We start from the raw sequence: 26,438 nt of genomic DNA, 5'->3' as shown, positions 1-26,438 counted from the left end.
CGCGCGTGGTGGTGTGGGAAAGAAGCGATAGCCGCTTCCCATGCCGGCGTCGACGCGATCCTTTCGAATCCCTATGTTCGTCCCATGCTGCCACCGATCGTCCATCATCCCGACTACACCGCAGAGATCCCGGCCGATCATCGCTTTCCCATGTTGAAATACAGGCGGCTGGCCGAGATCGTTTCGGCCGACGGATTGGCGCCGGCGGGCTTTGTCGTGCCGGAACCGGCCACGGCGGCGCAGCTTTCGCTGGCGCATGACCGTGCCTATGTCGATGCGGTGTTGTCGCTCAACGTTCCGCCGGCCATCGAGCGCGAGATCGGCCTGCCGATGAACGAAACGGTGGTGCGACGCGCCGCGGCAGCGACCGGCGGCACCATCCTCGCCGCGCGGCTGGCGCTGGCGCATGGGCTTGCCTGCAATACGGCCGGTGGCAGCCATCACGCGCGAAGCGATCAGGGCGCCGGCTTCTGCACCTTCAACGACGTTGCCGTGGCGATCCGCGTGCTGATGGCAGAAGGCTTGATCGGCACGGCTCTGGTGGTCGATTGCGACGTGCACCAGGGCGACGGCACGGCCGAGATCTTTGCCAATGACGCGACGGTGACGACGCTGTCACTGCATGGCGAGAAGAATTATCCGGTTCGAAAACGCCAGTCGACGATCGATATCGGCCTGGCCGACAAGACGGACGACCGCGCCTATCTCTCTGCCCTCGACGAGATACTGGCGCCGCTGCTCGACCGCACCCATCCCGACATCGTCTTCTACAATGCCGGCGTCGATCCGCATGAGGAAGACAGGCTCGGCCGCCTGTCGCTCTCGGATGCCGGGCTTGCCGCGCGCGACAAGCGGGTGATCGACGCGGTGCGCGGGCGGGGTATTCCGCTGGCTGGCGTCATCGGCGGCGGCTATGGCGCGGATGTCGAGCCGATAGCCCGTCGCCACGCGCTGCTGCACCGCGCCGCGGCGGCCTATGCAGGGTAGGGGCTCAGTTCCTGTGGAACGTGAGGTCGGAGAGGGTCGTGACCGGGCCGTTCGGCTGGGGCTGGCTCACCACCTGGATGCGCAGCACGCCATGGCCATTGTTGAATATGGTCATGCGCGCCTTGGTGCTGCCATTGACCGGCTTCGGCCAGGTCATGGTGAAGTTGACCCGGTCGCCGGTCCGTTTGCCGGAAATCGCCGCCGGCCCGGCCCGCGCGCCGACATAGGTGCCGCGATAGCTGCCGGTCGCCGCGTCGTAGCGGACATTGGCGCCGATGTTGCGGGTGAATACGACGGCGCCCCGGCAGCTGCCATCAACCGACATGCGATTGGCGCCCTGATCGCCGGCCACCGAACAACTGGCATTGATGACGGGGGATTGCGCGTTTTTGCGCACCGGCCCGCCACCGGACCAGTCGCCGGCGAAGCGGCTCAGGAAGCCCTGCTCGTCGGCGAACGCCGAAGGCGTCGGACCGACGAGTGCACAAACAAGAACGGGCCATAAACGGGTCATCGCGATCGCTCCTGCCTGCAAACGGGGCAGGGAGGCGACCGTTCCCCGCTCGAGCGGGAAATCCGATCACGATCCGTTCAAGAAAAACGGACCGTGATCTCAGTTCTTGAGGCCTTAGCCGGCCGCGAGTTCGCCCTTGAGCGCCTTGGCGATGCGGTCGCGCGTCTCGGGAATGCCGTAGATCGCCACGAACGAGCCAAAGCGCGGTCCTTGATCCTGGCCGAGCAGCACCTGGTACAGGCCGCGGAACCAATCGAGCGAGACGCCCGGCGGGTTGCCGTCCGGCCCCTTCTTGTTGGGGTCCGGGAAATACTTGCGGCCGATGTCGAAGACGATGGTCTGGATCTCGTCGGCGGTCGAGCCGGCGGGCATCTCGGCCAGCGCCGCGTCGAGGGCGACGAGCGCCTCGCGGATCGCACCTTCCGGGACGACGTAGTGCTTGTTCGACTTCAGCACGTCGTTGAAATAACGGATCGCATAGCCGGCGAGGCGGTCGAGCTTCTCATGCGTCGACGCCGTCAGGTGCGGCATGTAGCGCGAGATATAGGCCCAGAGCACGGCCTTGTCGGTGGCGTCCGAGACGCTGACGAGGTTCAGCAGCATCGCGAACGGGATCGGCGAGGCCTCGGCCGGCGGGCGGCCGGAATGGATGTGCCAGGCGGGATTGCCGAGCTGCTGCTCGACCGGCTGGCGGCCATAGGCATCGACGAAGCCGAAATACTCGTCGACCGTGCGCGGGATGACCTCGAAGGACAGGCGCTTGGCCGTCTTCGGCTTCTGGTACATGTACAGCGCCAGGCTGTCATTGTCGGCATACGTGAGCCACTGCTCGATCGTCAGGCCGTTACCCTTCGACTTCGAGATCTTCTCGCCGTTCTCAGCCAGGAAATGCTCGTAGGTGAAGCTTTCCGGCGGCTCCGAGCCGAGCGCGCGGCAGATCCGGGTCGAGAGCTTGACGCTGTCGATCAAATCCTTGCCGCTCATTTCATAATCGACGCCGAGCGCGAACCAGCGCATCGCCCAGTCGGCCTTCCACTGGCACTTGACCGCGCCGCCGGTAACCGGGACCTCGACGCGCTCGTTCGTGTCCGGGTCGATATAGGTGATCGTGCCCTTCTCGACATTACGGTCGACCATCGGCACCTGCAGCACGATGCCGCTGGTGGGCGAGATCGGCAGGAAGGGCGAATAGGTAGCGCGGCGATCCGGGCCGAGCGTCGGCAGGATGATCGCCATCACCTCATCATAGACCTCGAGCATGCGCAGCAGCGCCTTGTCGAAGCGACCGGAGGTGTAATAGTCGGTCGAACTTGCAAATTCGTATTCGAACTCGAAACCATCGAGGAAGGCGCGCAGGCGCGCATTGTTGGCCGCGCCGAACGAGGGATATTCGTTCGAGAATGGGTCGGGAACACGGGACAGCGGCTTGCCGATAAAGGCCTGCATCATCTCCTGGTTCGGCACGTTGGTCGGAACCTTGCGCAGGCCGTCCAGATCGTCCGAGAAGCAGAGCAGGCGCGTCGGGATCTTGTCTTCGGTCAGGAGGCGGAAGGCGTTGCGCACCATGGTCGTGCGGGCGACTTCGCCGAAGGTGCCGATATGCGGCAGGCCCGACGGGCCGTAGCCGGTCTCGAACAGCACCGGGCCGTCGGGGCGGCCCTGGCGCTTCAGCCGCTCGACGATCCGTCGCGCTTCCTCGAACGGCCACGCTTTCGAGACCTGCGCTGCCTGAACGAGTTCGGGCGCAAGATCGAGAACTGGAAGCGTGCCGGTCGACATCGAAAACCTCTTTGGGGAACCGCGCGGGGACGTTGGAAAGGCGCGTGGGCGCGGACCCTAGGCAGCGCCCCGCGCCGCGTCAATGGTCGCGAGCGACTTCGAACGTCGCAGAACGCCATGCCGCCCGGTTGAATGGGGGCCCAAGAGATCTTACGCTAAGGCTCGTCATTTATGGACGGCAACGCCGTTCGCGTCAGGAGCGTATCGACATGGACAAGGCCACAGGCAGCACGGTCTCCCCGCAGGAGGCTTTGATCTATGCAATGGTGACGCTTTCGGCTGTCGATAAGCAGATGACCGACCGCGAATTGCGCAAGATCGGCGACGTCGTCAACACGCTGCCGATCTTCGGCGGGTTCGATACGGACCGTCTGATCAAGATCGCCGAGGCTTGCGCCGCCATCACCCGCGAGGATGACGGCCTGCACGCCATCCTGGCGACAATTGCCACGTCGCTACCGAAGAAGCTGCACGAGACGGCCTATGCGCTTGCTGTCGAAGTCGCGGCGGCGGACCTGCATGTTGAGCAGGAGGAACTGCGGTTCCTGGAACTTCTCCGCGACGTGCTCGACGTGGATTCGCTGACGGCCGCCGCCATCGAGCGCGGCGCCCGCGCCCGCCACCGCACGCTCTGAGAGAGTTCAGAGCCGCTCCCTGAGCAGACCTTCGCGAAACGCCGAAAGGCAGTTCTGCAGCACCCCATGTCCAACATCCTGAGGAGGCTTTCGAAGAAAGCCGTCTCGAAGGACGCACGACGGAAGGGCAGGTTTCACTTGGGTTTGCACGACGGCTCTGCGGCCTTCGAGACGGCCGTGCGGGCCTCCTCAGGATATTGAGGGCGGGGTTCTGCAAAGGTCTCTGGGGGAGAGGTCGGGCCGAAGGTCCGGGGGAGGGTCGACGCCCTCTCCGGATGGCTCCCTAATCCCTCACCCGCCGTCTGCTCGTCCCTAAAAATATCCGACCGGGAAATAGCGCAGATAGAGTTCGCTGAAGACGCCCTTGTCATAGAGGCTGTCGAGCGCCCAATTCAGCGCAAGGCGAAGGTCGGTGCGGTCTGGCGGTAGCGCGATCGCCAGCCCCTGGCCGAAGAAATGCGGCTCGACATAGGCGCCGCCGACAAAATCGCAGCATCCCGCCGCCGTTTCCGATTGAAGCCAGAAGGCGAGATGCACGCCGTCGCCGAAAACGAGATCGACCGTTCCCGCCTTGAGCGCAGCTTCGGCCGCCTCGAGAGTGTCGACCGCGACGCGCGGGCTCGTCGGGAAGAAGGCGGCGAGGTAGGCCTCATGCGCGCTGCCCTTGGCGACCGCGATCTTCCGGTTGGCCGGGCCTTCGGCGTTGATCCGGGCGGCCGTCTCGCCCTTGCGGCCGATGAAGCGCGCGGCGGAGCGCAGATAGACATCTGAAAAATCAAGCTTTGCGCGGGTTTCCGGCGTGATCGCGATGCCGGCGAGCGCCGCGTCGACGCGGCCGGCTGCGACCGTATCGACGAGCCCGTCCCACGGCCGTGACTGGATCGTGCAGGGAACGCTCAGTTCGCGACAGATGGCGCGGGCGAGATCGACGTTGAAGCCGGTCAGCTTGCCGTCCGGGCCGGTGAAGTTGAAAGGCGGGAAGTCGTCGGTGGTCGTGAACCGGATGCCGGTCAGCGATGTCGTCGCCGGCCGGTCGAGGCGTCGGTTCGGATCCCAGAGATTGGGAATGACGACGGATTCGGGCGCGGCACCGGCTCGCAAACTGGCGGAAGGCTGGCTTTCGGCGCCACCGGCGGCCTTCGCCACAAGGGGCAAGCCGCCAAGTATCGCCAGCATCGTGATGCTCGCCAGAATTGCGATGCTTGCTAATCGCCGCCGCATGCCTGTATCACTCTGGTTTCTTGGTTTCCGTTACGTAAGCCAATCCTCCGTGGCGTAAGTCATGGGAAGTGGCGCGGACGGACTATAGACGAATTGTTTGTGGGCACGAACCCGGACAATCGGGCACCCCGGACAGTCAGGGGCGGGGGTGGAGAACGCAAGAAATCCGCCATACGGTGCGGCGTCGGATGAAAAGCTGCGCTACGCGATCCTCGCCGCGCGCCTTCGGCTGCCATTCGATCCATGGCCAAAGCAAAACGTCGAGACCGTCGTCTGGCATGAGGAAGGCGCTGGCGACGTTGCCAGACTGGCTGCCGCCATTCGGGCCGGCCGGGTCGCCATGCTCGACAATGGCGCATCTCGCCGCCTCCTGATCGCCCCTCGCGCGGAAGATGCCGACAAGCTTGCCCTCGCGCTGGCGCAGGCGCCGGATCTCGCGTCGCGGCTGACAGTGACGACGCCGGCAGCCATCCGCCGCTATCTGACCGAGGCGGGCGCTGCCCAATTGGTCGAGCAGGCGGTGTCGGGCCTGGACCGGGCGCATCCCGACTGGTCGGCGCGCCGTCTGCTGACCCCGGCGCAGTCGATTTTCGGACTTGGCCTGCTGGTGTTGACCGGGATTGCGCTGTGGCAAACGGGCTGGCTGGTCGTGCAGGTGTTCAACATCGTCGCCAGCCTGCTGTTCCTGGCGCTTGTCATGCTCCGGCTGCTCTCGATCAGCGTCGCGCTGGAGCGAACCTTTCGCCCCGCACCGTCGCTCGACGTCGATCGCGACAGCTTGCCGATCTACAGCGTCCTCGTGCCGCTTTACGACGAGGCGCATATGGTGGCGGAACTGGCGCGGGCGCTGGCTCGCCTCGACTGGCCGAAGGATCGGCTCGATATCAAGTTCATCGTCGAGGCACGCGACCGGCCGACGCGACGGGCGCTGGAAGCGCTCGATCTGGCGCCGTGCTTCGAGATCCTCGTGGTGCCCGATCGCGCGCCGCGCACCAAGCCGAAAGCGCTGGATTTCGCGCTGCCTCTGGCGCGAGGTCGCTTCGTCACCGTCTATGACGCCGAGGATCGCCCGGATCCGGGCCAGTTGCTGGAGGCGTATCTCGCGTTTGAGGCGGGCGACAGCCGGCTGGCCTGCATCCAGGCGCCGCTGCTGATCGACAATGACGATGTCAACGGGCTGACCGCCTTCTTCGCCATGGAATATTCCATGCAGTTCGACGGCGTGCTGCCAACCCTGGCGGCGCTCGACATGCCGCTGCCGCTCGGCGGCACATCGAACCACTTCCGTGTCGAGGCGCTGCGCGCGGTCGGCGGCTGGGACCCCTACAATGTGACGGAAGACGCCGATCTCGGCATCCGGTTCACCCGTTTTGGCTATCGCTCCGGCACGATTACCCGTCCGACCTATGAGGAAGCGCCGCGAACGACGTGGCTCTGGCTGAAGCAGCGAACCCGCTGGCTAAAGGGATGGATGCAGACATTCCTTGTCCATACCCGTCATCCGATCCGCCTTTGGCGCGCCATCGGTACGCGGCGGACGATCGGCTTCCTGCTGACCGGCTTCGGCACCCTCGTCGCGGCGGCGATCCATCCGGTTTATATCGTCACCGCCTTCGCCATGGTGCTCGACCCCGGCATCATCTGGCGGGCCGGCAGCCCGCTCGCCGCCGCGGTGATCTTCCTGAATGTCTTCAATTTCGTTGCCGGCTATGTCGCGTTCGCGCTGCTTTCGCGAGCGACATTGCGGCTGCGCCACAAGAAGCGCCGGCCGGGCGTCCTGCCTTTCCTGCCGGGCTATTGGCTGCTGCTGTCGCTCGCCTGCTATCGCGCTTTCTTCCAACTGATCGTTGCGCCGCATCGATGGGAGAAAACCCGGCATCACGGTCAGGAACGGTCGGCGCGCCAGCTTGCCGGCCCGCGCCCTGAACCGCCTCCTGCGCCTCGTCGTCGGCTTGGACCGCCGTTGGCGCAACTTCCCTTGCGCTCACCGTCGAGGTGAATTCCGCGTTGGGATCGTACAAAAAGGACACCTGGCCGGATAGGGACGTCCAACGGGCGACATCCAAACGGCTGCCGGGCCGCCGCTCAAGCGCCCGGCCGGACGGCGATCCAGATGACGTGCTTGGCGCCGCTGCGGCCGCGATGAGCCTTGACCTTAACCTCTTCGACCGTGAAGCCGGCCTTGCCCAGCCTTTGCGTGAAGGCGGCGTTCGGGCCGGATGACCAGACGGCGAGCACGCCACCGGGGCGCAAGGCTGCGAAGGCAGCCCCGAGCCCGCGCATCGTATAGAGCCCGTCATTCGACTCGCGCGTCAGCCCCTCGGGACCATTGTCGACATCGAGTAGGATGGCATCGAAACCCTTGCGGCCGGCGAGGATGAGCTTGCCGACATCGCCCTCATGGATCGCTACCCGCGAATCGTCGAGGCAATCGCCGAACACCGGCTGCATCGGGCCGCGCGCCCAGGCGACGACAGCGGGTACCAGTTCGGCCACCGTGATCGTGGCATCGGCGCCAAATTCGGTGAGCGCCGCGCGCAGCGTAAAGCCCATGCCGAGCCCGCCGATGAGTACGTTCGGCTTCGCGCGGCCGGCGAGCTTCGCCGCCGAAAGCGAGGCGAGCGCTTCTTCCGATCCGCTCAGGCGGCTGTTCATCAGCTCGTTCGAGCCGATCATGATGGAGAACTCGGCGCCGCGCTGCATCAGCCGCAACTCGCCGCCGCCATCGGGAATATTTGCCGTGTCGAGCCGGACCCAGGGTATCAAGCGCGCGCTTCCATGGTTTTGTGAAAATCGCCGGCACCATACACGTTCGGACGCCTGCGGCGCAGGCGGCAAGACGTCGTCGATAGCGGCATCATGGGTAGAAGTTCTTCTTCGCCCATTCCGAGTGCGGCACATGGCGCTTCACATGCACGTCGAGCGCGGTCGTCTGCATGTGGTCCGGCGTGACGGCGCAGCGATAGGAGAACTCGAACCATTCCCCCTTGCGCCGGAACGAGCCGCCATCGCCCTTGGCCACGTCGCCATGGATTTCCGGACGATGCAGCGCGTCGATGAAGGCGCGGTCGGCAACGCCTTCCTTGCCGGACATCTTGTCCATCACGGCGAGATCGCAGACCTGAATCAGGCGCGTCGCGGAATCGAGGTCGTGCAGGCTGGCCTCCAGTCGGGCGTCGGTGGCGAGCGCTGCGCCGGGCAGGGCGGCAATCAGAATGGACAGGATGAGGCCGCATTGGCGCATCGTGGCGTTCCTTTCGTTTTGGGTCGGCGCCGCCCGATCCGCCGCGACATATGTCGTCGGCAAGGGTTCGGCACCGTAGCGACGGACGGGTCAGGCTCCGTGTCGCGCGAGATGTCCGGCTCGGGGAGAGCGCAGCAGAATAGGGGAAAGAAGCGGGAAACCGTCCTTTTGCATTTCAAGAAGACCAGTCAGCCGTCGACGAGACGGCGGCCGGCGATGGCGTGGACGGTGTCGCCCAGCATCCAGGCGTGGAAGGCGCGCCCGTCGAACAGCGGCCGGAAGGCCATGTCGAGAACGTTGAGGCCGCCGGCGAGCGCGCCGAAGGCGGGAAGGATCAGTCGCTTGCCATCGCCAGCGAAGCAACGCCGCCGGATCGAGCGGCCACGGCCGACAAGGCGCGCGGCGGGGTGGAGATGGCCGGCGATCTCGCCCGGCTGGTCACCCGGACGCGGTTCGTGGCGAAAGGTGAGCGGACCGATGGATAGCTCGCTGGTTGCCCATCCGCCAAGTTCGCGCGGTGGATCGGGGTCGTGGTTGCCGGCGATCCAGATCCATTCCGCCGAGGCGGTCATGGCGCGAAGGGTCGCGCGGTCGGCCCCGTTCAGCCGGTCGCCGCCATTTCGGTCATGAAAACTGTCGCCAAGCGCGATCACCCGCGCCGGCGCCAGGAGGGTCATGACGGCGGCGAGCCGCTTCAGCGTGGCGATCGTGTCATAGGGCGGCAGCATCTGGCCGCGCCGCGCGAAGGATGAGCCTTTTTCGAGATGCAGGTCGGCGACGACGAGCGTGGATTCGTCCGGCCACCAGAGCGCGCCCTCGACGAGCGGGATGAGACGAACCGAGGCGACCGAAAGTCCGGCTTGCACCCCTTCCGCTTCGCTCTTTGCCGTTGCCGCGCTTTGCATTCCAGCCTTCGTCTCAAGGGCCGTTTCGCCCGAGCTTCCGATTCAATTGCCAGTTTAGCACCCCAAGCGGCTTCGGAAACCCCGCGCTCACGTTTCCATCGCCGCACCCGGCCCCGGAAAGCGCGATATAATCGTTTCCGCCGGGAACCCTATTGTCGGGCCCGCGTCCAATGGATGCCGTTTCCCTCGCGTCGCGCGCGGGGCAGGCAGCCAGGAGGCAAACCATGGCAGGTCAGGAACTTGCACGCATCGAACTCGGGGAGGCCGACCTGATCCTTCGGGCGCTCCGGCACGAAGAAGAGGCGGTGCGAACGATCATCCGTCAGAACAACCGCCGGCTGTTTCGGCTGGCGCGCGGCCTGATCGGCAGCGATCACGAGGCCGAGGATGTCGTCCAGGCGGCCTATGTCCGCGCCTTCACGAAGCTCGCCAGCTTCCGTCGCGACGCCAGCCTCGGCACCTGGCTTTCCCGGATCGTCATCAACGAGGCGCTCGGCCGTCTTCGCCGCCGCCATCCGACCGTCGAATGGACCGAGGCGGTGGAGGCGGCGGCAACGGTCGCCGACATCATCCCGTTTCCGCAGCAGGGAGCCGGTCCCGATCCGGAGAGAAGCATGGCACAGCGCGAAATCCGCCAATTGGTCGAGGACGCGATTGACGCGCTTCCCGAGCCATTCCGCATCGTCCTGATCGCGCGGCTGGTCGAGGATCTTTCCGTCGAGGAGACGGCGGCGCTGTTCGAGCTCCAGCCGGAGACGGTGAAAACGCGTCTGTACCGGGCACGGCGGCTGCTTCGACAGGCGCTGGAAGCCAAGGTCGGCGACGTTCTTGGCGATGCCTTCCCCTTCGGCGGCGCCCGTTGCGAACGCATGGCGGACCGGGTCGTCGCTATCCTCGCCAGCGCGGGAACCTTTGGGGAGAGGTGACATCTAACGATCGTCACGGCCCGGATGGCCGCGCACCGACAAGGAGACGATCATGAAATCGCTGAACAGATTGGGCATCGCCCTCGCCGGGCTGATGCTGACGACCGGCCTTGGCGTGGCGGCCGAGACGGCGAAGCTGACCGATCCGCAGATCGCGCACATCGCCTACACCGCCGACAACGTCGATATCGAGGCGGCAAAACTCGCCTTGAAGACGTCGAAGACCAAGGCTGTGCAGGATTTCGCCGAGAACATGATCCGCGACCATGAGGCGGTCAACAAGCAGGCGCTCGCGCTGGTGGCCAAGCTCAAGGTGACGCCGGAGGACAACCCCACCAGCCAGGCGCTCACAAAGCAGGCCGCCGCCACCCAGGCCCATCTCGCGACCTTGAAGGGCGCCGCCTTCGACAAGGCCTATGTCGACAACGAGGTCGCCTATCACCACGCCGTCAACGGCGCGCTGGAGACGACCCTGATCCCGGCGACGCAGAGCGCGGAGCTGAAGGATCTTCTCACCACCGGCCTGAAGATCTTCAAGGGCCATGAGGAGCATGCACGCATGGTCGCCGGAAAGTTGAAATGACGGGTGGCGAAGGACGCCGGCGAGCGTGCATGTTGGCGCTCGTCGGCGGGCTGCTGCTGCCGGGCGTCTTTCTGCCTGTCGCGGCATCGGCGGAGACGATCACCGTCAAGGTGAGCAAGCTCGCCTTCGTTCCGGCCAGCGTGACGGCGAAAATCGGCGACACCATCGAATGGGCGAACGCCGATTTCGTCGACCATACCGCGACCGCGACCGACAAGGCTTTCGATGTGAAGCTGCCGGCCGGCAAGACCGGCAGCGTGACGCTGAGCCAAGCGGGGACGTTCCCGTATTTCTGCCGGGTCCACCCGATGATGAAGGGGACGATTGCCGTCACGGAGTAGGGGCGGTCGGTTTCCGCCGGAGATGGCGATCCGCTGATCCTTGCGGGAAGCGAACGGGGATGCCTTGGCTCCGCCGTCCCCAAACCCTCGCCGTCATCCCTGCGAAAGCAGGGATCCATTTAGCCGAAGCACTGGCAGTGCGAGCCTCCCAAAAGCCCGGCTGAATGGATCCCGGGTCAAGCCCGGGGTGACGGCGAGGGTGGGGTGATCAGGGAGCCATGCGGGCGAGGGAAGAGGCCCGCAGACTACGCGCGACCCTCACTCCACGGCTGATTTTTCCACCACCTCGCCCATCGCCTCGCGGACCAGGTCATCCGCATTCTCGCGCAGGATTTCTTCCTGCGCCTGACCGCCGACCGGTTCCTTGCCGATGTCGAGCATCACCGGCACGGCGAGCGGCGAGATGCGCTCGAGCGGCTGGTGGCGGATATGGTCCTTCACCCGCGCCAGCATGTCGGAGAGCCGGCGCACGTCGAGCAGGCCGGTGGCGGCATCGGCCCAGGTCGCCTGCAGCAGGATGTGGTCTGGCTCGTGCGAGCGCAGCACGTCGTAGATCAGGTCGGTCGAGATCGTCACCTGCCGGCCGGTCTTCTCCCTGCCGGGGTGACGGCGCTCGATCAGGCCGGAAATCAGCGCGCAGTTGCGGAACGTCCGCTTCAGCAGGTGGCTTTCGGCCAGCCAGGCGTCGAGGTCGTCGCCGAGCATGTCCTGGTCGAACAGGTCGCCGACCGATGGTTTCTGCTTCGCGAACGCCGCGCCCATGTCGCCGAGGCCCCAGACGGCGAGCGCATAATCGGAGGCGACAAAACCCATCGGCTTCAGCTTGGCCCGTTCCAGCCGCCGCGTCAGCAGCATGCCGAGCGTCTGGTGCGCCAGCCGACCCTCGAAGGGGTAGGCGACCATGTAGAAGCGGTCACCACGCGGAAACGTCTCGACCAGCAACTCGTCGCGCTTCGGCAGCACCGACGCCCATTGCTGTAGCGCGAGCCAGTCCGAGACCTGATGCGGCAGCCGACCCCACGCGCCTTCGTCGGCGAGCAACCCGCGCACGCCATCGGCGAGATAGGTCGAGAGCGGGAACTTGCCGCCCTGGTAGGACGGCACCTTGGGCGCTTCATTGATCGTGCGGCTGACGATCGCCTCGCTGTCGCGGATGCCTTCGAAGCGCAACACCAGGCCGGAGAACAGGAACGTGTCGCCCGGCACTAGCGTCTCGAGGAAATACTCCTCTACCTCGCCGAGCACCCGCCCGCCCATGCCGAGCGGTCCGCCGCGCTTTCGCGAGGCGAGCCGAACCTTCAGCATCGGATCGGCGACGATGGTGCCGACATTCAGCCGGTATTGTTGGGCGACCGAGGGGTGTGTAATGCGCCAGAGATCGTCAGGCCCGCGCCGGATCTTGGCGAAGCGCTCGTAATTCCGCAGCGCATAGCCGCCGGTCGCGACGAAATCGATGACCTGCTCGAACACTTCGCGCGGCAGGTCCGTGTAGGGCGAGGCCGAGGCGACCTCGTCATGCAGGTCGTCGACCGAAAACGGCGCGGCGCATGCCATGCCCAGCACATGCTGCGCCAGCACGTCGAGCGAGCCGGATTTGAGGCGCGGCGTATCCTGCGCGCCAATCGTGCTCGCCTCCAGCGCGACGGTGCATTCCATCACTTCAAAACGGTTGGCCGGCACCAGAAGGGCGCGCGAGGGCTCGTCCATGCGGTGGTTGGCGCGGCCGATGCGCTGCGCCAGCCGACTGGCGCCCTTCGGCGCGCCGATATTGATGACGAGATCGACATTGCCCCAGTCGATGCCGAGATCGAGCGTCGAGGTACAGACGACGCAGCGCAGGCTGCCCGCCGCCATGGCGCTCTCGACTTTGCGTCGCTGGCCGGCATCGAGCGAGCCATGATGCAGCGCGATCGGCAGCGCGTCCTCGTTGATCTGCCAGAGTTCCTGGAAGATGCGCTCGGCCTGGCTGCGCGTGTTGACGAAGACGAGCACCATGCCGTTCTGCTGGATCGCCGCGTAGATCTCGCCCATCGCATGCACGGCCGAATGCCCGGCCCAAGGCAGGCGTTCTTCCGTGTCGAGGATCGAGATTTCCGGCTTGGCGCCGCCGGCAACCGTGACGAGGTCGGCAAGCCGGGGCGGCGCGTCGGCCACCTGCGGCATCAGCCAGGCGCGCAGGTCGTCGGGTTCCGAGACGGTAGCCGAGAGGCCGACGGCGCGCAGGTTCGGCGCCAGCTTCCGCAGCCGGGCGAGGCCGAGCGACAGCAAATCGCCGCGCTTTGCCGTCACCAGAGCGTGCAGTTCGTCGAAGATGACGGTGTCGAGATCGCCGAAGAAGCGGCCGGCATCAGGATTGGAGATCAGCAGCGCCAGCTGTTCCGGCGTCGTCAGCAGGATTTCCGGCGGCTTCAGCTTCTGGCGCTGCCGCTTGTGCGACGGCGTATCGCCGGTGCGGGTCTCGATCGCGATCTTGAGCCCGATCTCGGCGACCGGGGCTTCCAGGTTACGGGCGATGTCGACGGCGAGCGCCTTCAGGGGCGAGATGTAGAGCGTGTGCGGCCCGCGCCCGCCTTTTCCCGCCGGTGGCCGGGTCGCGAGGTCGACGAGGCTCGGCAAAAATCCGGCCAGCGTCTTGCCGGCGCCGGTCGGCGCGATCAGCAGCGCGGATCGGTTGTCCCGTGCCTTTTCCAGCAGCGCGAGCTGATGCGGCCGCGGCGCCCAACCGCGACGGGCGAACCAGTCGAGAAAGGGGGCGGGCAAAAGGTCGGGGGAGGTTCCGGCGTCGAGGCTCTCGGTCACGACGTAGAGGTAGGAGCGACGAGGGCGGAAGTCGAGTGTGCTGACCATCGGGCGCGAACTGGTACGGCCACGCCCTCCGCCATCGGGGTTGTCTGGACCCTCCTTCGAGGCCCGGCTTTGCCGGGCACCTCAGGATGAGGGTGGAGTTTGAACGGCAAAGAGAAGAAGGGCGTTTGAGGCCGATCCACTCCCTCGTTCTCTTTGGAGATCTAGGCGGCCGAGGGGCTTTCATTGCCAGCTTCCATCCCTATCCTAAGGAGATGATCCGCCCCGAAGACCTCCTCTGTCCCATGCCGGATGGTCTCTGGTGCCCGCTCGGCGGGTTCCATATTGATCCCGTGCGACCGGTGGCGCGGGCGCTGATCACGCATGGCCATGCCGATCACGCCCGCCCCGGCCATGAAGCCGTGATGGCAACGCGCGAGACGCTGAAGATCATGGCCGCCCGCTATGGCGAGGGCTTTGCCGGCAGCCAGACGGTGGCGCATTTCGGCGAGGCGGTGCGGATCGGCGATGTCACCGTGCAATTTCATCCGGCTGGCCACGTACTCGGCTCGGCGCAGATCGCCGTAGAGGCGAAGGGAATGCGCATCGTCGCTTCCGGCGACTACAAGCGCCGGCGCGATCCGACCTGCGCGCCGTTCGAGCCGGTGAAATGCGACGTGTTCATCACCGAGGCGACCTTCGGCCTGCCGGTGTTCCGCCATCCCGACGACGGCCACGAGATCCACAAGCTGCTGTCTTCGCTCGCCGCGTTTCCAGAACGGGCGCATCTCGTCGGCGCCTATGCGCTCGGCAAGGCGCAGCGGGTGATCAAGCGGCTGCGCGAAGAAGGCTACGACCGCACGATCTACATCCACGGCGCACTGGAAAAGCTTTGCCGTCTCTATGAGGAAGAAGGCATCGATCTCGGTCCGCTGGAGCAGGCGACGGTCGAGACCGGGCGGAAGTCGAGCGGCGGAGTGGATTTTGCAGGCGCGATCGTCGTCGGGCCGCCTTCCGCCTTTGCCGATCGCTGGGCGCGGCGCTTCCCCGATCCGGTTTCGTGCTTCGCGTCCGGCTGGATGTCGATCCGCCAGCGCGCCAAGCAGCGCGGTGTCGAGCTGCCGTTGATCATCTCGGATCATTGCGACTGGGCCGAGCTGACCGAGACCATCGCCGAGATCGCTCCCGCCGAGGTCTGGGTCACGCATGGCCGCGAGGAAGCGCTGGTGCGCTGGTGCGAACTCGCCGGCATCCGCGCCCGTCCCCTGCACATGGTCGGCTATGAGGACGAGGCGGAATAGGGCGGTTTTCTCACCTCTCCCTCAGGGAGAGATGAAGAATCGCAGTTTCGCTTTCACTGGCGTCGCGTTTCTCGCCAGAGCAGGAACATCGACGCGCCGACGATCAGCGCCGCTCCGAGCCAGAGTTGGCTCGATGGAACCCAGCCGAAGACCAGCCAGCCGGCAAGCACGTTGAGCGGCAGCTTCATATGATCGAAGGGCTGCACATAAGCTGCGTCGGCCTTGGCATAGGCCAGCGCCAGGAAGCCTTGCGCCGCGGCTGTCATGATGCCGACCGCGACGATCGCGATCCATGCATCACCGGAGGGCATGACGATGCCGGACGGCAGCGCCAGCACCAGATTGACCGGCGCGAGCAGCAGGAGCAGCCAGGCGGTGACCGCCTCGGGACTGTCCACGGCCAGCAGCTTCTTCTGGATCAGCGAAACGCCGGCCCAAAGCACCGAAGCTGCCAGCGGATAGAGGATGGAGGTCGTGAATTCGGCCGAGAACGGATCGAGGATGATCAATCCCCCGGCAAAGCCGACGAGGACGGCGAGCCAGCGTTCGAGCGAGACCTTTTCGCCGAGGAACAGCCCGGCGCCGAGCGTGACGATGAAGGGCGAGGTCATGACCAGCGCGATGGCCTGGCCGATTGGCACGGCGTGCGAAAGCCCGAGCACCCAGAACTGCACGCCGACGGCGGCGAGCAGCACGCGCAGCGCCTGCAGGCCCGGTCGGCGGGATTTGAGCGAGGGCAGGCCGCGTCGAGCGGCCCAAGGCAGGATGACGACGAGGGCGACGGCATATTGCAGGAAGGCCGCCGTCGACGCCGGCAGGTGCAGATTGACGGTGGCGATCTGTTCGAGCGTGTTGACGCCGGTGAACGCGACGCCGGCGAGGATCATCCAGAAGGCGCCTGCGACGGGCGCTCCGAGAGCGGATGGTTTTGTGAGGGTAGACTGACTCATGTTGGTTCCCATCGGGTTCGACAACACGAAATCAGGGCATAGCAAATACGCGCATACCGGCCGCAAGGGGCCGGTTCGCATCGTCTTCGCCGTTCTCTTCCATCCGGACTATGACCGTCGGCTTCGGAATTTAACCGAATCTGCTGACCCTTCCCGCTGGAACGGAAAGGCGCTCGCGGGCTTGAAGGAGACCTTCTTACCGCCGGTGGGGAGTTACACCCCGCCCTGAGAACGAGTCCCGGCCGCAAGGCCGAGCCGCCGATACTTAGGCGCTTGGCCGCGTCATCGCAACCCGGTCGGGGCAGGGGCTTTTCGTGGGCGACGGCAAAACCTAGATTGGCGCCATGCAGGATTTCGCCGCTCTCCTCGACCGCCTGATCCTGACGCCGTCGCGCAACGCCAAGCTGCGGCTGATGGCGGAGTATTTTCGGGTGACCCCAGATCCCGATCGCGGCTGGGCGCTGGCGGCGCTGACCGGCGGGCTCGACGTACCCTCTGTGAAGCCCGCCATGCTGCGGGCGCTGGTGGCCGAGCGCATCGACGAGGTGCTGTTCGCCTATTCCTATGACTATGTCGGCGACCTCGCCGAGACGATCGCGCTGGTCTGGGACGAGCGCGGCGGGCCGACGATGCGCCCCGCCCCGGCCCCACAAACCGGCAGCAACATTCCGTCGCTCTCGGCGATTGTCGAAACTCTGCTCGCCTCGTCGCGCGCCGACGGGCCGAAGCGGGTGGCGGCCTTTCTCGACGCGCTCGATTCCGATGGTCGCTGGGCGTTGCTGAAGCTGGTCACCGGCGGCTTGCGCATCGGCGTCTCGGCCCGTCTCGCCAAGCAGGCCCTGGCCGATTTCGGTGCCGAGAAGGTCGAAGGGTTGCAGGTCAACGAGATCGAGGAACTCTGGCACGGGCTCAAGCCGCCCTATCTGGCGCTGTTCGCCTGGCTGGAGGGGCGGGAGGCAAAGCCGGTCTCCTCGGCGCGCGGCCCGTTCCGGCCGGTCATGCTGGCGCAGCCACTAGAGGAAAACGACCTGCCGCGCATCGTGCCGGAGGTCTATGCGGCGGAATGGAAATGGGACGGCATCCGCGTGCAGGCGGTGTCGGACGCTGGCGTGCGCCGGCTTTACACCCGCACCGGCGAGGATATCGGCGACACCTTCCCGGACATGCTCGACGCGCTCGATTTCGAGGGCGCGATTGACGGCGAATTGCTCGTCGGCCGCCGCGAGGGCGAGGCGATCGAGCCGGGCTCGTTCTCCGAACTGCAGCAGCGCCTCAACCGCAAGACGGTTTCCGGCAAGCTGATCGCCAGTCACCCCGCTTTTATCCGTGCCTATGATTGCCTCGTCGATGGCGCCGAGGATGTCCGCACGCTGCCGTTTCGCGAGCGCCGGGCGCGGCTGGAGAAGCTGGTTGCCGGCTCACTGGCGGGCCGCATCGACCTGTCGCCGCTGGTTGCCTACGAGACATCAGACGATCTGATGCAGAAGCGCAGCCTGCCGCCGGTCCCGATTATAGAGGGGCTGATGCTGAAGCGCTGGGATTCGGTCTATGAGCCGGGACGCCCGAAGGGGCCGTGGTTCAAGTGGAAGCGCGATCCCTACACGGTCGATGCCGTGCTGATGTATGCGCAGCGCGGCCATGGCAAGCGCTCGTCCTTCTATTCCGACTACACTTTTGGCGTCTGGAAGGCGGGCGAGGGCGGCGATGAACTCGTGCCGGTGGGCAAGGCCTATTTCGGGTTCACTGATGAGGAACTGGTCGAGATCGACCGCTTCGTCCGCCGCAACACGCTGAACCGCTTCGGCCCGGTGCGCGAGGTGACGCACAATGCCGAGGTCGGGCTGGTGCTGGAGGTGGCGTTCGAGGGGCTGAACCGCTCGACCCGGCACAAGTCCGGCGTCGCCATGCGCTTTCCGCGCGTCAGCCGGCTGCGCTGGGACAAGCCGCCGCGCGAGGCTGACCGGATCGAGACGCTGGAGGCGTTGCTCGAGCCATAAGCGGGATGAAACAACAGCCGCTATTTTAGCCCGTTTTCCCGCCGCACTGATCCGCTATCATCCGACCGAATCGAACGCCGGGCCCGTGTCGGGTGCGGCGTCACAGGAGATGACGATGAACGGCCTTCAACGCTTCATGGGCGGCTCGCCCGGCCAGGTTCTGCTTCGGCTGATCGTCATCTCGCTGATCGTCGGTATCGTGCTGTCGGCGCTCGGCATCTCGCCCTACGACATCGTCCAGAAGGCTCAGCAGCTGGTCTGGCGCATCTGGAACATGGGCTTTGGCGCGATCGAATGGGTCTGGCAGTATTTCCTGCTCGGCGCGGTCATCGTCATCCCGGTCTGGATCGTCATCCGCCTGCTCAATCTGGGCAAGGGCGGCAACTGATTTCGGTCCAGTGCTGAGGCTCAGTCCCTGCGGAAGATGACGCCGGCGAGCCAGCCGGTGAAGACCGCAAGGATGACGCAGATCAGGCCGTAGATCAGGCCCTGATTGTGGGCGAGGTCGAAGGTGAACTGCTCGAACCCCATTTTCGAGATGCGGATCTCCGACTGGTCGGAAGCGAGCATGGCGCCGTCGCGGAACAGATAAACGGTCACGACATAGCGTCCGACCGGCACGTTGGCCGGGATCTGCACCGCTGTCTGGAAGATCTCTGTCCCGGGAAACTTCACGCCATATGCTTCGCTTCGATAGAGCCCGTCCTGCTGCTTCAGCCGGATGAAGGCCTTGCGGAAATCGTCGTCCGGCCCGGCCCTCTCTGCGCCGTCGTCGGCCGAGACCGGAAAGACGAGGTTGTCGGAGCCGATCTGGAAGCGCTTCAGGATCTGCGGCGTGGTGACTTCGGAAAGCGGCCGCGACGCGTTCACCGCATAGAAGGACGGGATGTTGACGAAGGTGCGCGAGGCATTGTTCAGCCAGATGCCGACGAAGCGGTCCTTGCGCCGGGTGACGACGGTCTCGGCCGGTCCCTTCACCGAAACCACGACATCATAGAATTCCGCTCGCGACACGGTCGCCGCATCGCGCTCGATCGCGCCGAAGACGGTGATGCTGGTGCCGGTGAAGTTGGAAGTGATCCGCACCTCCTCGGCCGAAAGGGCGACAATCAGCTGTTCGGCGCGGACCGGCGCAGTCGCGAACGCCACGCCCCAGAACACCAGAAGGGCCGCGAGCCGTGTCACCGCGTGTCGCCCGCCAGCGTCGCCAGCGAGAACAATTCCGCCGGCGTATGCACTAGATCGACGAAAAAGCGGATGCCGACGCCCAGCACCAGAATGGCCAGCATGGCGCGGAGCTGGTCGCCGCGAACATGCGCGCCGACGCGGGCACCGAATTGCGCGCCGATGACGCCGCCGACCATCAGGATCAACGCCAGAACCCCATCGACGGTGTGGTTGCTGGTTGATTGCAGCACGGTCGCCACGGCCATGGTGCCGGTCATCTGGATCAGCGAGGTGCCGATGACGATGTTGGTCGGCACGCGCAGCAGGTAGATCAGTGCAGGCACCAGAATGAAGCCACCGCCAATGCCCAGCAGCGAGCCCAGTATGCCGATGCCGACGCCGATGGCGATGATCGGGATGACGCTGACATAGAGCTTGGAGCGCTTGAAGCGCATCTTGAAGGGCAGGCCATGCGCCCAGTTATGCTGACCCGGCCGGCGCAGCGGGGCGGGGCGGCCCTTGCGCGCATTGATCATGGCGCGGATCGATTCGGTCAGCATCAACCCGCCGACGAGACCGAGGAAGGTCACGTAGCAAAGCGCGATGACAAGATCGAGCTGGCCCCAGCGCCGCAGCAAACTGAAGATGCCGACGCCGATCGACGAGCCGACGACACCGGAGGCGACCAGCACGCCGGCGAGCTTCATGTCGATCATCCGGCGGCGATAATAGGTGATCGCGGCCGAAGAGGAGGAGGCGACGACCTGCGCCGTCGTGCTGGCGACGGCGACCGCCGGCGATATGCCGGAAAAGATCAGCAGCGGCGTCAGCAGGAAGCCGCCGCCCACCCCGAACAGGCCCGAAAGAAAGCCCACGGCGCCGCCCATGCCGAAGATGATGAACATGTTCACCGGCATCTCGGCTATGGGGAGGTAGATCTGCACGACGACAGAACCGCTGAGTAGGGTGGCGTGGAGGTCAAGGCCGCCCGGAAGTCTGAGCGGGCAACTGTCCGGTCAGACCACAGATGGCGTCGCTGGCGAAACCATGGCGAAGCATAGCCAACGGCGCCGATAAAGCCGCTTGTCCCCGCCCTGTCAACGCATGTTGCGGCGGCAGCGGATATCGCGCCGTCCGCTATTCAGCTGGCTACCCGCGCGTGGCACTCGGTCGGACCACGCGCAGCGACGTCTGAGCGCTGGATGGCTTCCATTCCGCTTTGATAGCCGGCTCGGAATTGGCCGTGGTATCGAGCGGTTTCGCCTTGAAGGTCTGAACGTCGGCACGAGCGGCGGCGAGCGCCTCCGGCTTCATCGCCTTGGCGACTTCGTCGCGGCGCTTGCCGGCGTCGCGGTCGCCCTGTTGGGCCGCCAGCGCGAACCATTTGTAGGACTGCACCAGGTCGACGCTGACGCCGAGGCCCCGGGCATAGAGCACGCCCAGATTATACTGGCTGTCGGCGACGTTGAGATTGGCGGCCAGGGTGAAATACTGCGCGGCGCGGATATAGTTTGGCTCCGCCGTCGCGCCCTCGCTGAGCAGGACGGCGAGGTTGTGGGTGGCGCGGGCGTTGCCCTTGTCGCTTGCCTGGATATACCAGGACTGGGCGGCGGAAAGGTCGCGCGGGACACCTTCGCCGCGCTCATACAGGCTGCCAATGCGATACTGCGCGATGGCGAGGCCGGCCTTCGCGGCGCGCTCGTACCATTCGGCGGCGAGGCGCACGTCCGGCGTCCCCTGGCTCGAATCGGCGAAACGGCGCGCGATTTCAAACGCTGCGATCGGGTCTCCCGCGTCCGCCGCGGACTGCAGTGTCGAACCGGGAGACACCGCGCTGTTGAAGCTGGAGGCCGATGGCGGGGTCGTGGCAAGCGCCGCGATCTGGTTGTCCTCGGCATCGGGCGGCGAGAAGGCCAGCGCGCTGGTGCTGTCGGTCGACGGCGCGACCATGCCTTGCGGCCCGGGCGTGCGCAGGGGAGGCAGAGCCGGCGACGGATTCGTGCCTTGGACGGGCTTGGCCGGGATCGAACCGGTGGAGACGGGGTCGGTCGGCGTCGTATCCCTCTGGGCCTGGCGCGAGGCCGGCGGCGTCAGCTGCATCGCGCCAATGGCCAGCACGATGGCAGCGATTGCCAGCACGATCGGCCGGCGGCGCGAGCGCAGAGCATCGCCGATCCGCGAAAGCGTGCTCGGACGGCCGTCGCTCTCTTCGGGCGCCGTCTCGGCGGATTCGCTGTGGGCTGCCTGTGCGGCGCGACGGGCGGCGGCGATGAAGTCGGCCTTGCGGTCGCCTGGCCGGGAAGATTGCGTCGCGGCCGATGTCTGGGTGCGGGCAATGCTCGCATCGGGCTGGACGATGGGCGGCAGAACGGGCCGGCCTGAGCCGGGCGCCAGCGGGCGGTCGGCTTCGGGCAGGCCGGCGGGGAGCGAAGAGGCGGGCGCACGAGTTTCGCGCGGCGCCGGCGCGCGCGTCGCTGCCAAGGCGCTGGGCGGCGCTTCGTCGGTTTCCAGCTGCGCGATGCGGCTGACTACCTTGGCAAGCGTGTCGTGCACAGCTTCCAGCGTGTCATGCGTCTGGCGGCCGGAACGGTCGGCGGCCTCCTGCAGCTGGCGCATATCCTCGCGCAGCGCCTGGATCAGCGAATCGTCGCTGCGTGCGGGCAGGGTGTCTGCGAACTCGCGGAAGGTTGAGCGGGCAGCGTCGCGGGCCGCGTCGATCGTGTCCTGGCGGGTGTTGCCGAGCAGTGATTGCAGCCGGTCGAGGTTCTCCTCGACGCGCGTCAACGCGGCGTTTCCTGGTGCCGACGAAAACTGCTCGGCGAGCGCGCCAACCTGCGCCTCAAGCTGGGCCAGTGCCTGGCTGTCGTCGTTGCGTGTCGTGGCGTCGAGCCGGCGGACAAGCGCCTGCATCTGCTCCTCGATGGCGTCGAAGCGAGCAGGGCGCGCAAAGTCTTCGCGCAACTGCGTGATTTCGGAGCGCAATCCGTCCAGCGCGTCGGGAGCCGTCGGCGCACGCAGTGTCGGCAGTTCGGCAAGCGCATCAAAGCGGCCCGCCAGCGCATCGATCCGGTCTTCCAGCCGCGACAGCGCGGTCGAATCGAGGCCGGCCGGGCGCGGGTCGATGTCGTCGATCGTCGCGCGAATGCCGGCGATCTGCTTTTCCAGCCGGATCAGCGCCAGCGGATCGGCACCGCGCGAAAAGCCGTCCATATCCCGCCGCAGGGCGTCGATCTCGCGCTCGATGCTGGAGAGGTCGATGGCGGGAGCCGGGCGCGAGGCCAGCGTGTCGATGGCGGCGTGCAGGCTGGAGATCTGACGCTCGACCGCGGCGCTGACCGCATCGGAGCGGGAAATCGACAGCGACGCGACGGCGTTGCGGATGTCTTCCAGCTCGGTCTCGACTTCGCGCGAGGGCGCGCTGGTTTCGATCGAATTGGCGAGTTGAGCGATTTCATGCGCCAGACGGTCGAAGCGGTCGGCTTCCGGCGCGCGGCGAACGATGTCGTCGAGCCGCTCGATGATGTGGCCATAGCCGGATTCAATGCTGGCGAGCGTCGTCTCGCGCGCGGCCAGATCGAGCGACTGCCGGATCTCGGCGAGATCTTGCCGCAGCAGGCCGAGGACGTCGGAAGCGGGAGCCCTGGAATCTGCCAGAGCCTCGATGCGAGCGGCGAGCTCGTTCTTGAGCGTCTGGCTGCTCTCGTCTGTGCGGCGGGCTTCGGCGCTGACGCGCCGGCCGAGCAGGGCGATGTCGTCGCGCAGCGCCGCGATGGCGTCTTCAATGGCGATGGCGTCGAAATGGTTCGCCGGCGCGCTCGTCTCGAGGTCGATTGCCCGTTGCCGGCTCGAAATTTCGGCGATGGCTGCCTGCAGGCCGCTCAATTGTTCGGCGCGCGGGCGCGGCGGTGTCTCGGTCGAAAGGTGGGTGGCAGGGCGCTCCGGTGCGGGAGCGGCAGTCGGAGCCAGATTCGACTTGGCGGCAGCGAGTTGGGACGCGATCGCCGCGAGCCGGGTCTCGATCCCGCTCAGCCTATCCGACTGGCGGTCGTCAAGCTGGCGGCCGAGCGCGTCGAACCGGCCTTCAAGTGCGGCGTGCGGATCGGGCTCTCTCGTGGACGGCGCGGGTTTGGCGACGGGCGCGGCGGCACGCTGGGGATGCGTCGAGGCGTCCTCGATGACTTCGATCTGCTGGGAGAGGCTGTCGACGAGCGCGGAGAGCGCGGCCAGCCGCTCGGCCGCATCGGGTTCCGCACGGCGCGGGTGCTCGGCCGCAGAATGCGGAGGCACGTCCGAGCCCGAATGGCCCGTTCCATAGCCCGACCTGCTGCCCGTCTTCATGAATACCGACCCCCAGATGCCCGGCTCACCAGCATCGTCCCCATTGTCATCACCGCGCCGCTTCCGTGGCCGTCGTACCCGGTTGCGGCGACGGGTGATTCCACGCCCGCGTGTCCCATGGAGCTTCGGCGCATCATGGTAAACAACGGGTTAACCATGATGGCGATCCGCAAGGCTTCGGTAACGAGATTGGCGATTTCCCCCGGATTGCGCGCTTTCGTCGCGCATTTCGCCATTTTTGAAGTCCCACTTAACAGTTATGAGGAACAAGATTTCCGTTAGGTGACGCTAAAGCGCTTTACCTGACGCTGCGACACCTGCATGACTGAGGAACGCATTTCGGCAACCTTCCCTCGGTTCGCCGGTTTACGACGATCTAGAATAAGGATGACACAATGAGCATGGCCCACCTCGCGGGGATTTCCCGTGATGATCTCGACGGTGCCGGCGCCTCGGATGGCAACAAGCAGACCACCTTCACAATCGGCGACCTGTCGCGTGAGTTCGATGTCACGCTTCGCACGCTGCGTTTCTACGAAGACAAGGCCCTCCTGAACCCCCGCCGGGAAGGCCTCAACCGGATTTATTCGCGCCGCGACCGTTCGCGCCTCAAGCTGGTGCTGATGGGCAAGAAGGTTGGCTTCTCGCTGACCGAGATCAAGGAGATGCTCGATCTCTACGATCTGAAGGACGGCCAGGTGCTGCAGATGCGTTTGGCTCTGCGCAAGTTCAACGAGCAGATCGACGTTCTGGAGCGTCAGAAGGTCGACATCGAGCAGGCGCTCGACGAATTGCGCCGCACCGTGGATGTCGTTGCCGGGCTGCTCCGCCAGAAGGAAGCCGGCGCCGCCTGAGCGGTCCGCAAAGAGGTTGGCAGGCGCGCCGTCGTTTCGGCGCGCCACCGAGGTCGGTACCCGGAAATCTCCTCCCGCGGGTACCGGCCTTGGAATTCGGGCCTTGAAATCAGGGCTTCGGATTTCAGGCGTTGGAACCCGGGCCCTCCCGACCGGGTTCGCGCCGTCCGCTCGGCGTGCTAACATGGCGCGGGGGACAATCGAGGAGGAAGCCGATGCGGGTACCAGACACCCTCAGGCGCGCCGGACTGATCCTGTGCTGGCTGGCGCTTTTGCCGGTGAGCGGGGCAGCGCTGGCGGAAACCGCCAATCAGGCTCCTGCCACGACGCCATCTGCGCCAGGCCCTTCGGATTCCGCGCGCACCGGCCGCTACACCATGGTGCCGGCCGAGGGCGGTTTTGTCCGCCTCGACACGGAAACCGGCACGGTGTCCCATTGCCGCCGCGGTGACGCCACCACCGGCTCGGTCTGGACCTGCGCCGCCATCCCCGAAAATGTGCTCTCCCGACCGGATCCGGCCGTCGCCCTCAGCGACAAGGTCGACGCGCTGTCGCGCGAGGTCGCGGCCTTGCGCTCCCGTCTCGACGACGTCGACGGACGGATGAAAACACGTGCTGTCGCGCCGCCCACGGGAGATCCCGAGCTAGATCGCGCGCTCAATTTCAGCGAGGAGCTGATGAGCCGCTTTTTCGGCATGGTTCGCGAGATGAAGCGCGAAGCCGACGACAACAAGACCTGATCCGCCTGGAGCAAGATCCATCTGGGTCGATTGCGACTTCTCACCTCTCCCTGAGGGAGAGGTCGGCTCGAAGAGCCGGGTGAGGGTTTAGGGAACCATCCGGTGAGGCCGTAAACCCTCACCCGCCGGCCTTTGGCCGTCGACCTCTCCCTCAGGGAGAGGTGAAGAAGGATGTTTCAAAGAAGGTGGATCCTGCTCTAGCGGGCCTTGAAGCGCTCGGTCGCGGTGATCAGTTCGTGGATATTTCCCGGCTCCGACATCGCATGGCCGGCGTCGGGAACGATGTTGAGTTCGGCCTTGGGCCAGACTTTTGACAAATCCCAGGCGATCGCCGCCGGAGTGCAGAGATCGTAGCGGCCATGCACGATGACGCCGGGAATGTCGGCGATGCGGCCGGCATTCGCCAGCAGGTAGTCGTCGCGGTCGAAGAACCCCTTGTTGACGAAATAATGCGCCTCGATGCGGGCGAAGGCGCGCGCATAGTAGGGCGAGCCAAAGGCCGAGACGCGCATCGGATCCGGCAGCAGCGATAGCGCGTTGCCTTCCCACATCGCCCAGCTGCGGGCGAACTGGATCTGCGATGCTTCATCGCCGGAAATCAGGCGCCGGTGATAGGCGCCGACCATGTCGTCGCGCTCGTCCTCGGGAATGATGGACTGGTACGCCTCAAACGCTTCCGGCAACAGCCAGGAGGCGCCTTCCTGATAAAACCAGCGAACCTCGCGCTCGCGCAGCGTGAAGATACCGCGCAGCACCAGTTCCGTGACGCGCTCGGGATGCGTCTCGGCATAGGCGAGCGCCAGGCACGAGCCCCACGAGCCGCCGAGTAGCTGCCATCTGTCGATACCGAGATGGGCCCGGATCGTCTCCATGTCGGCAACCAGATCCCAGGTGGTGTTCTCGCGAAGTTCCGCATGCGGCGTCGAGCGGCCGCAGCCGCGCTGGTCGAACAGGATGATCCGATAGGCGTCGGGATCGTGATAGCGCCGCATGTTGGGACCGCAGCCGGCGCCCGGTCCGCCATGCACCATCAGCACCGGCTTGCCGTTGGGATTGCCGCATTCCTCGACATGGATTTCGTGCAGATCCGAGACCTTGAGCCGGTGGACCGCATAGGGCTCGATGGTGGGGAACAATTGCAGGCGGATCTGGGCGGATGCATCGGGGGGCAT

24 protein-coding genes and 1 riboswitch are annotated in these 26,438 nt (G+C 65.9%); of the genes, 12 read left to right on the top strand and 12 right to left on the bottom strand.

Translation table 11 applies throughout. The features are described from left to right. The first annotated feature begins 84 nt into the window (after positions 1-84). Positions 85-987, top strand: a complete 903-nt coding sequence (locus OSH12_RS18765) for a histone deacetylase family protein (RefSeq protein ID WP_266345137.1) — start codon at positions 85-87, stop codon at positions 985-987. A 4-nt stretch (positions 988-991) separates the two neighbouring features. Here the strand turns inward: OSH12_RS18765 and OSH12_RS18760 are convergent, their stop codons facing one another. Next, on the bottom strand, positions 992-1,501 hold the full coding sequence (locus tag OSH12_RS18760; RefSeq protein WP_266345136.1) for a hypothetical protein: 510 nt from the start codon (positions 1,499-1,501) through the stop codon (positions 992-994). A 114-nt stretch (positions 1,502-1,615) separates the two neighbouring features. Beyond that, positions 1,616-3,280, bottom strand: coding sequence for a lysine--tRNA ligase (locus OSH12_RS18755; RefSeq protein ID WP_266345135.1), 1,665 nt, complete (start codon positions 3,278-3,280; stop codon positions 1,616-1,618). A gap of 209 nt (positions 3,281-3,489) precedes the next feature. On the opposite strand from OSH12_RS18755, the gene OSH12_RS18750 reads away from it, so the two are divergent. Continuing rightward, positions 3,490-3,915: a tellurite resistance TerB family protein gene (locus OSH12_RS18750; protein ID WP_266345134.1), complete on the top strand. Its 426-nt coding sequence runs from the start codon at positions 3,490-3,492 to the stop codon at positions 3,913-3,915. Positions 3,916-4,227: 312 nt separating this feature from the next. Here OSH12_RS18750 and OSH12_RS18745 read toward each other — a convergent pair whose 3' ends face one another. Next, the gene (locus OSH12_RS18745; protein WP_266345133.1) at positions 4,228-5,091 is read right to left on the bottom strand and encodes a transporter substrate-binding domain-containing protein; all 864 of its coding nucleotides are present in this window, start codon (positions 5,089-5,091) and stop codon (positions 4,228-4,230) included. A gap of 193 nt (positions 5,092-5,284) precedes the next feature. Here OSH12_RS18745 and OSH12_RS18740 point away from each other — a divergent pair, with 193 nt between their 5' ends. Then, positions 5,285-7,135, top strand: coding sequence for a glycosyltransferase family 2 protein (locus OSH12_RS18740; RefSeq protein WP_266345132.1), 1,851 nt, complete (start codon positions 5,285-5,287; stop codon positions 7,133-7,135). 86 nt (positions 7,136-7,221) lie between these two features. Here the strand turns inward: OSH12_RS18740 and OSH12_RS18735 are convergent, their stop codons facing one another. The 3 genes from OSH12_RS18735 to pdeM form a co-directional block, all read right to left on the bottom strand. Then, positions 7,222-7,902, bottom strand: a complete 681-nt coding sequence (locus OSH12_RS18735; protein WP_266345131.1) for a polyamine aminopropyltransferase — start codon at positions 7,900-7,902, stop codon at positions 7,222-7,224. Positions 7,903-7,993: 91 nt separating this feature from the next. Next, positions 7,994-8,380 (bottom strand): DUF930 domain-containing protein, encoded by a 387-nt coding sequence (locus OSH12_RS18730; protein WP_266345130.1) that lies wholly within the window; start codon positions 8,378-8,380, stop codon positions 7,994-7,996. A gap of 188 nt (positions 8,381-8,568) precedes the next feature. Then, the gene (gene pdeM / locus OSH12_RS18725; RefSeq protein WP_266345129.1) at positions 8,569-9,285 is read right to left on the bottom strand and encodes a ligase-associated DNA damage response endonuclease PdeM; all 717 of its coding nucleotides are present in this window, start codon (positions 9,283-9,285) and stop codon (positions 8,569-8,571) included. Between the two features lie 224 nt (positions 9,286-9,509). Here pdeM and OSH12_RS18720 point away from each other — a divergent pair, with 224 nt between their 5' ends. The 3 genes from OSH12_RS18720 to OSH12_RS18710 are packed head-to-tail and all read left to right on the top strand — an operon-like array spanning position 9,510 to position 11,135. Beyond that, positions 9,510-10,211, top strand: a complete 702-nt coding sequence (locus tag OSH12_RS18720; protein WP_266345128.1) for an RNA polymerase sigma factor — start codon at positions 9,510-9,512, stop codon at positions 10,209-10,211. 52 nt (positions 10,212-10,263) lie between these two features. Beyond that, entirely contained in the window at positions 10,264-10,794 is a 531-nt protein-coding gene (locus OSH12_RS18715) for a DUF4142 domain-containing protein (RefSeq protein WP_380224877.1), read from the top strand. A 29-nt stretch (positions 10,795-10,823) separates the two neighbouring features. After that, positions 10,824-11,135 (top strand): cupredoxin domain-containing protein, encoded by a 312-nt coding sequence (locus OSH12_RS18710; protein WP_266345127.1) that lies wholly within the window; start codon positions 10,824-10,826, stop codon positions 11,133-11,135. 258 nt (positions 11,136-11,393) lie between these two features. Here OSH12_RS18710 and OSH12_RS18705 read toward each other — a convergent pair whose 3' ends face one another. Next, a complete protein-coding gene (locus OSH12_RS18705) occupies positions 11,394-13,934 on the bottom strand; it encodes a ligase-associated DNA damage response DEXH box helicase (protein ID WP_380224972.1) in 2,541 nt (846 codons plus the stop codon). Positions 13,935-14,197: 263 nt separating this feature from the next. Between OSH12_RS18705 and OSH12_RS18700 the strand changes: the two genes are divergently transcribed. Continuing rightward, complete coding sequence (locus OSH12_RS18700) at positions 14,198-15,220, top strand: ligase-associated DNA damage response exonuclease (RefSeq protein WP_266345323.1); 1,023 nt, start codon at positions 14,198-14,200, stop codon at positions 15,218-15,220. Between the two features lie 53 nt (positions 15,221-15,273). Here the strand turns inward: OSH12_RS18700 and OSH12_RS18695 are convergent, their stop codons facing one another. After that, complete coding sequence (locus tag OSH12_RS18695) at positions 15,274-16,170, bottom strand: DMT family transporter (protein WP_266345125.1); 897 nt, start codon at positions 16,168-16,170, stop codon at positions 15,274-15,276. A gap of 87 nt (positions 16,171-16,257) precedes the next feature. Further along, a riboswitch (FMN riboswitch) is annotated at positions 16,258-16,407 on the bottom strand. Positions 16,408-16,514: 107 nt separating this feature from the next. Between OSH12_RS18695 and OSH12_RS18690 the strand changes: the two genes are divergently transcribed. Both OSH12_RS18690 and OSH12_RS18685 read left to right on the top strand, forming a co-directional pair. After that, complete coding sequence (locus OSH12_RS18690; RefSeq protein ID WP_266345123.1) at positions 16,515-18,167, top strand: cisplatin damage response ATP-dependent DNA ligase; 1,653 nt, start codon at positions 16,515-16,517, stop codon at positions 18,165-18,167. Positions 18,168-18,282: 115 nt separating this feature from the next. Further along, the gene (locus OSH12_RS18685; RefSeq protein WP_323180691.1) at positions 18,283-18,555 is read left to right on the top strand and encodes a DUF6460 domain-containing protein; all 273 of its coding nucleotides are present in this window, start codon (positions 18,283-18,285) and stop codon (positions 18,553-18,555) included. 20 nt (positions 18,556-18,575) lie between these two features. Here the strand turns inward: OSH12_RS18685 and OSH12_RS18680 are convergent, their stop codons facing one another. From OSH12_RS18680 to OSH12_RS18670, 3 genes are all read right to left on the bottom strand, one after another. Further along, positions 18,576-19,352 (bottom strand): TIGR02186 family protein, encoded by a 777-nt coding sequence (locus OSH12_RS18680; RefSeq protein ID WP_266345121.1) that lies wholly within the window; start codon positions 19,350-19,352, stop codon positions 18,576-18,578. After that, positions 19,349-20,278, bottom strand: a complete 930-nt coding sequence (locus tag OSH12_RS18675) for a sulfite exporter TauE/SafE family protein (RefSeq protein ID WP_266345120.1) — start codon at positions 20,276-20,278, stop codon at positions 19,349-19,351. Before OSH12_RS18675 ends, OSH12_RS18680 begins: the two co-directional genes overlap by 4 nt. Positions 20,279-20,483: 205 nt before the next feature. Continuing rightward, positions 20,484-23,621 (bottom strand): hypothetical protein, encoded by a 3,138-nt coding sequence (locus tag OSH12_RS18670; protein WP_266345119.1) that lies wholly within the window; start codon positions 23,619-23,621, stop codon positions 20,484-20,486. A gap of 12 nt (positions 23,622-23,633) precedes the next feature. Between OSH12_RS18670 and OSH12_RS18665 the strand changes: the two genes are divergently transcribed. The 3 genes from OSH12_RS18665 (at position 23,634) to OSH12_RS18655 (ending at position 25,266) form a co-directional block, all read left to right on the top strand. Next, positions 23,634-23,954 carry a hypothetical protein gene (locus OSH12_RS18665; RefSeq protein ID WP_266345118.1) on the top strand — a complete coding sequence of 107 codons (321 nt, stop codon included), beginning with the start codon at positions 23,634-23,636 and terminating at the stop codon, positions 23,952-23,954. Positions 23,955-24,067: 113 nt separating this feature from the next. Further along, the gene (locus OSH12_RS18660; RefSeq protein ID WP_266345117.1) at positions 24,068-24,526 is read left to right on the top strand and encodes a MerR family transcriptional regulator; all 459 of its coding nucleotides are present in this window, start codon (positions 24,068-24,070) and stop codon (positions 24,524-24,526) included. Positions 24,527-24,741: 215 nt separating this feature from the next. After that, complete coding sequence (locus OSH12_RS18655; protein WP_266345116.1) at positions 24,742-25,266, top strand: hypothetical protein; 525 nt, start codon at positions 24,742-24,744, stop codon at positions 25,264-25,266. Between the two features lie 197 nt (positions 25,267-25,463). On the opposite strand, the gene pip is transcribed toward OSH12_RS18655, so the two are convergent. After that, positions 25,464-26,438 carry a prolyl aminopeptidase gene (pip, locus tag OSH12_RS18650; RefSeq protein ID WP_266345115.1) on the bottom strand — a complete coding sequence of 325 codons (975 nt, stop codon included), beginning with the start codon at positions 26,436-26,438 and terminating at the stop codon, positions 25,464-25,466.

Source organism: Kaistia terrae (assembly GCF_026344005.1).
In the GTDB taxonomy this organism is placed as follows: domain Bacteria; phylum Pseudomonadota; class Alphaproteobacteria; order Rhizobiales; family Kaistiaceae; genus Kaistia; species Kaistia terrae.
Note: the sequence above shows the minus strand (reverse complement) of the source record. Positions and strands in the feature narration are given on the sequence as shown.

What these genes read in the sequence shown, in the direction of transcription:
- pdeM (WP_266345129.1), bottom strand. Translation starts at nt 9,285, where the DNA reads ATGCAAAGCGCGGCAACGGCAAAGAGCGAAGCGGAAGGGGTGCAAGCC.
- OSH12_RS18710 (WP_266345127.1), top strand. Translation starts at nt 10,824, where the DNA reads ATGTTGGCGCTCGTCGGCGGGCTGCTGCTGCCGGGCGTCTTTCTGCCT.
- OSH12_RS18660 (WP_266345117.1), top strand. Translation starts at nt 24,068, where the DNA reads ATGAGCATGGCCCACCTCGCGGGGATTTCCCGTGATGATCTCGACGGT.
- OSH12_RS18720 (WP_266345128.1), top strand. Translation starts at nt 9,510, where the DNA reads ATGGCAGGTCAGGAACTTGCACGCATCGAACTCGGGGAGGCCGACCTG.
- OSH12_RS18685 (WP_323180691.1), top strand. Translation starts at nt 18,283, where the DNA reads ATGAACGGCCTTCAACGCTTCATGGGCGGCTCGCCCGGCCAGGTTCTG.
- OSH12_RS18760 (WP_266345136.1), bottom strand. Translation starts at nt 1,501, where the DNA reads ATGACCCGTTTATGGCCCGTTCTTGTTTGTGCACTCGTCGGTCCGACG.
- OSH12_RS18655 (WP_266345116.1), top strand. Translation starts at nt 24,742, where the DNA reads ATGCGGGTACCAGACACCCTCAGGCGCGCCGGACTGATCCTGTGCTGG.
- OSH12_RS18695 (WP_266345125.1), bottom strand. Translation starts at nt 16,170, where the DNA reads ATGAGTCAGTCTACCCTCACAAAACCATCCGCTCTCGGAGCGCCCGTC.
- OSH12_RS18765 (WP_266345137.1), top strand. Translation starts at nt 85, where the DNA reads ATGCTGCCACCGATCGTCCATCATCCCGACTACACCGCAGAGATCCCG.
- OSH12_RS18750 (WP_266345134.1), top strand. Translation starts at nt 3,490, where the DNA reads ATGGACAAGGCCACAGGCAGCACGGTCTCCCCGCAGGAGGCTTTGATC.
- OSH12_RS18690 (WP_266345123.1), top strand. Translation starts at nt 16,515, where the DNA reads ATGCAGGATTTCGCCGCTCTCCTCGACCGCCTGATCCTGACGCCGTCG.
- OSH12_RS18730 (WP_266345130.1), bottom strand. Translation starts at nt 8,380, where the DNA reads ATGCGCCAATGCGGCCTCATCCTGTCCATTCTGATTGCCGCCCTGCCC.
- OSH12_RS18665 (WP_266345118.1), top strand. Translation starts at nt 23,634, where the DNA reads ATGGCCCGTTCCATAGCCCGACCTGCTGCCCGTCTTCATGAATACCGA.
- OSH12_RS18745 (WP_266345133.1), bottom strand. Translation starts at nt 5,091, where the DNA reads ATGCTGGCGATACTTGGCGGCTTGCCCCTTGTGGCGAAGGCCGCCGGT.
- OSH12_RS18715 (WP_380224877.1), top strand. Translation starts at nt 10,264, where the DNA reads ATGAAATCGCTGAACAGATTGGGCATCGCCCTCGCCGGGCTGATGCTG.
- pip (WP_266345115.1), bottom strand. Translation starts at nt 26,438, where the DNA reads ATGCCCCCCGATGCATCCGCCCAGATCCGCCTGCAATTGTTCCCCACC.
- OSH12_RS18755 (WP_266345135.1), bottom strand. Translation starts at nt 3,280, where the DNA reads ATGTCGACCGGCACGCTTCCAGTTCTCGATCTTGCGCCCGAACTCGTT.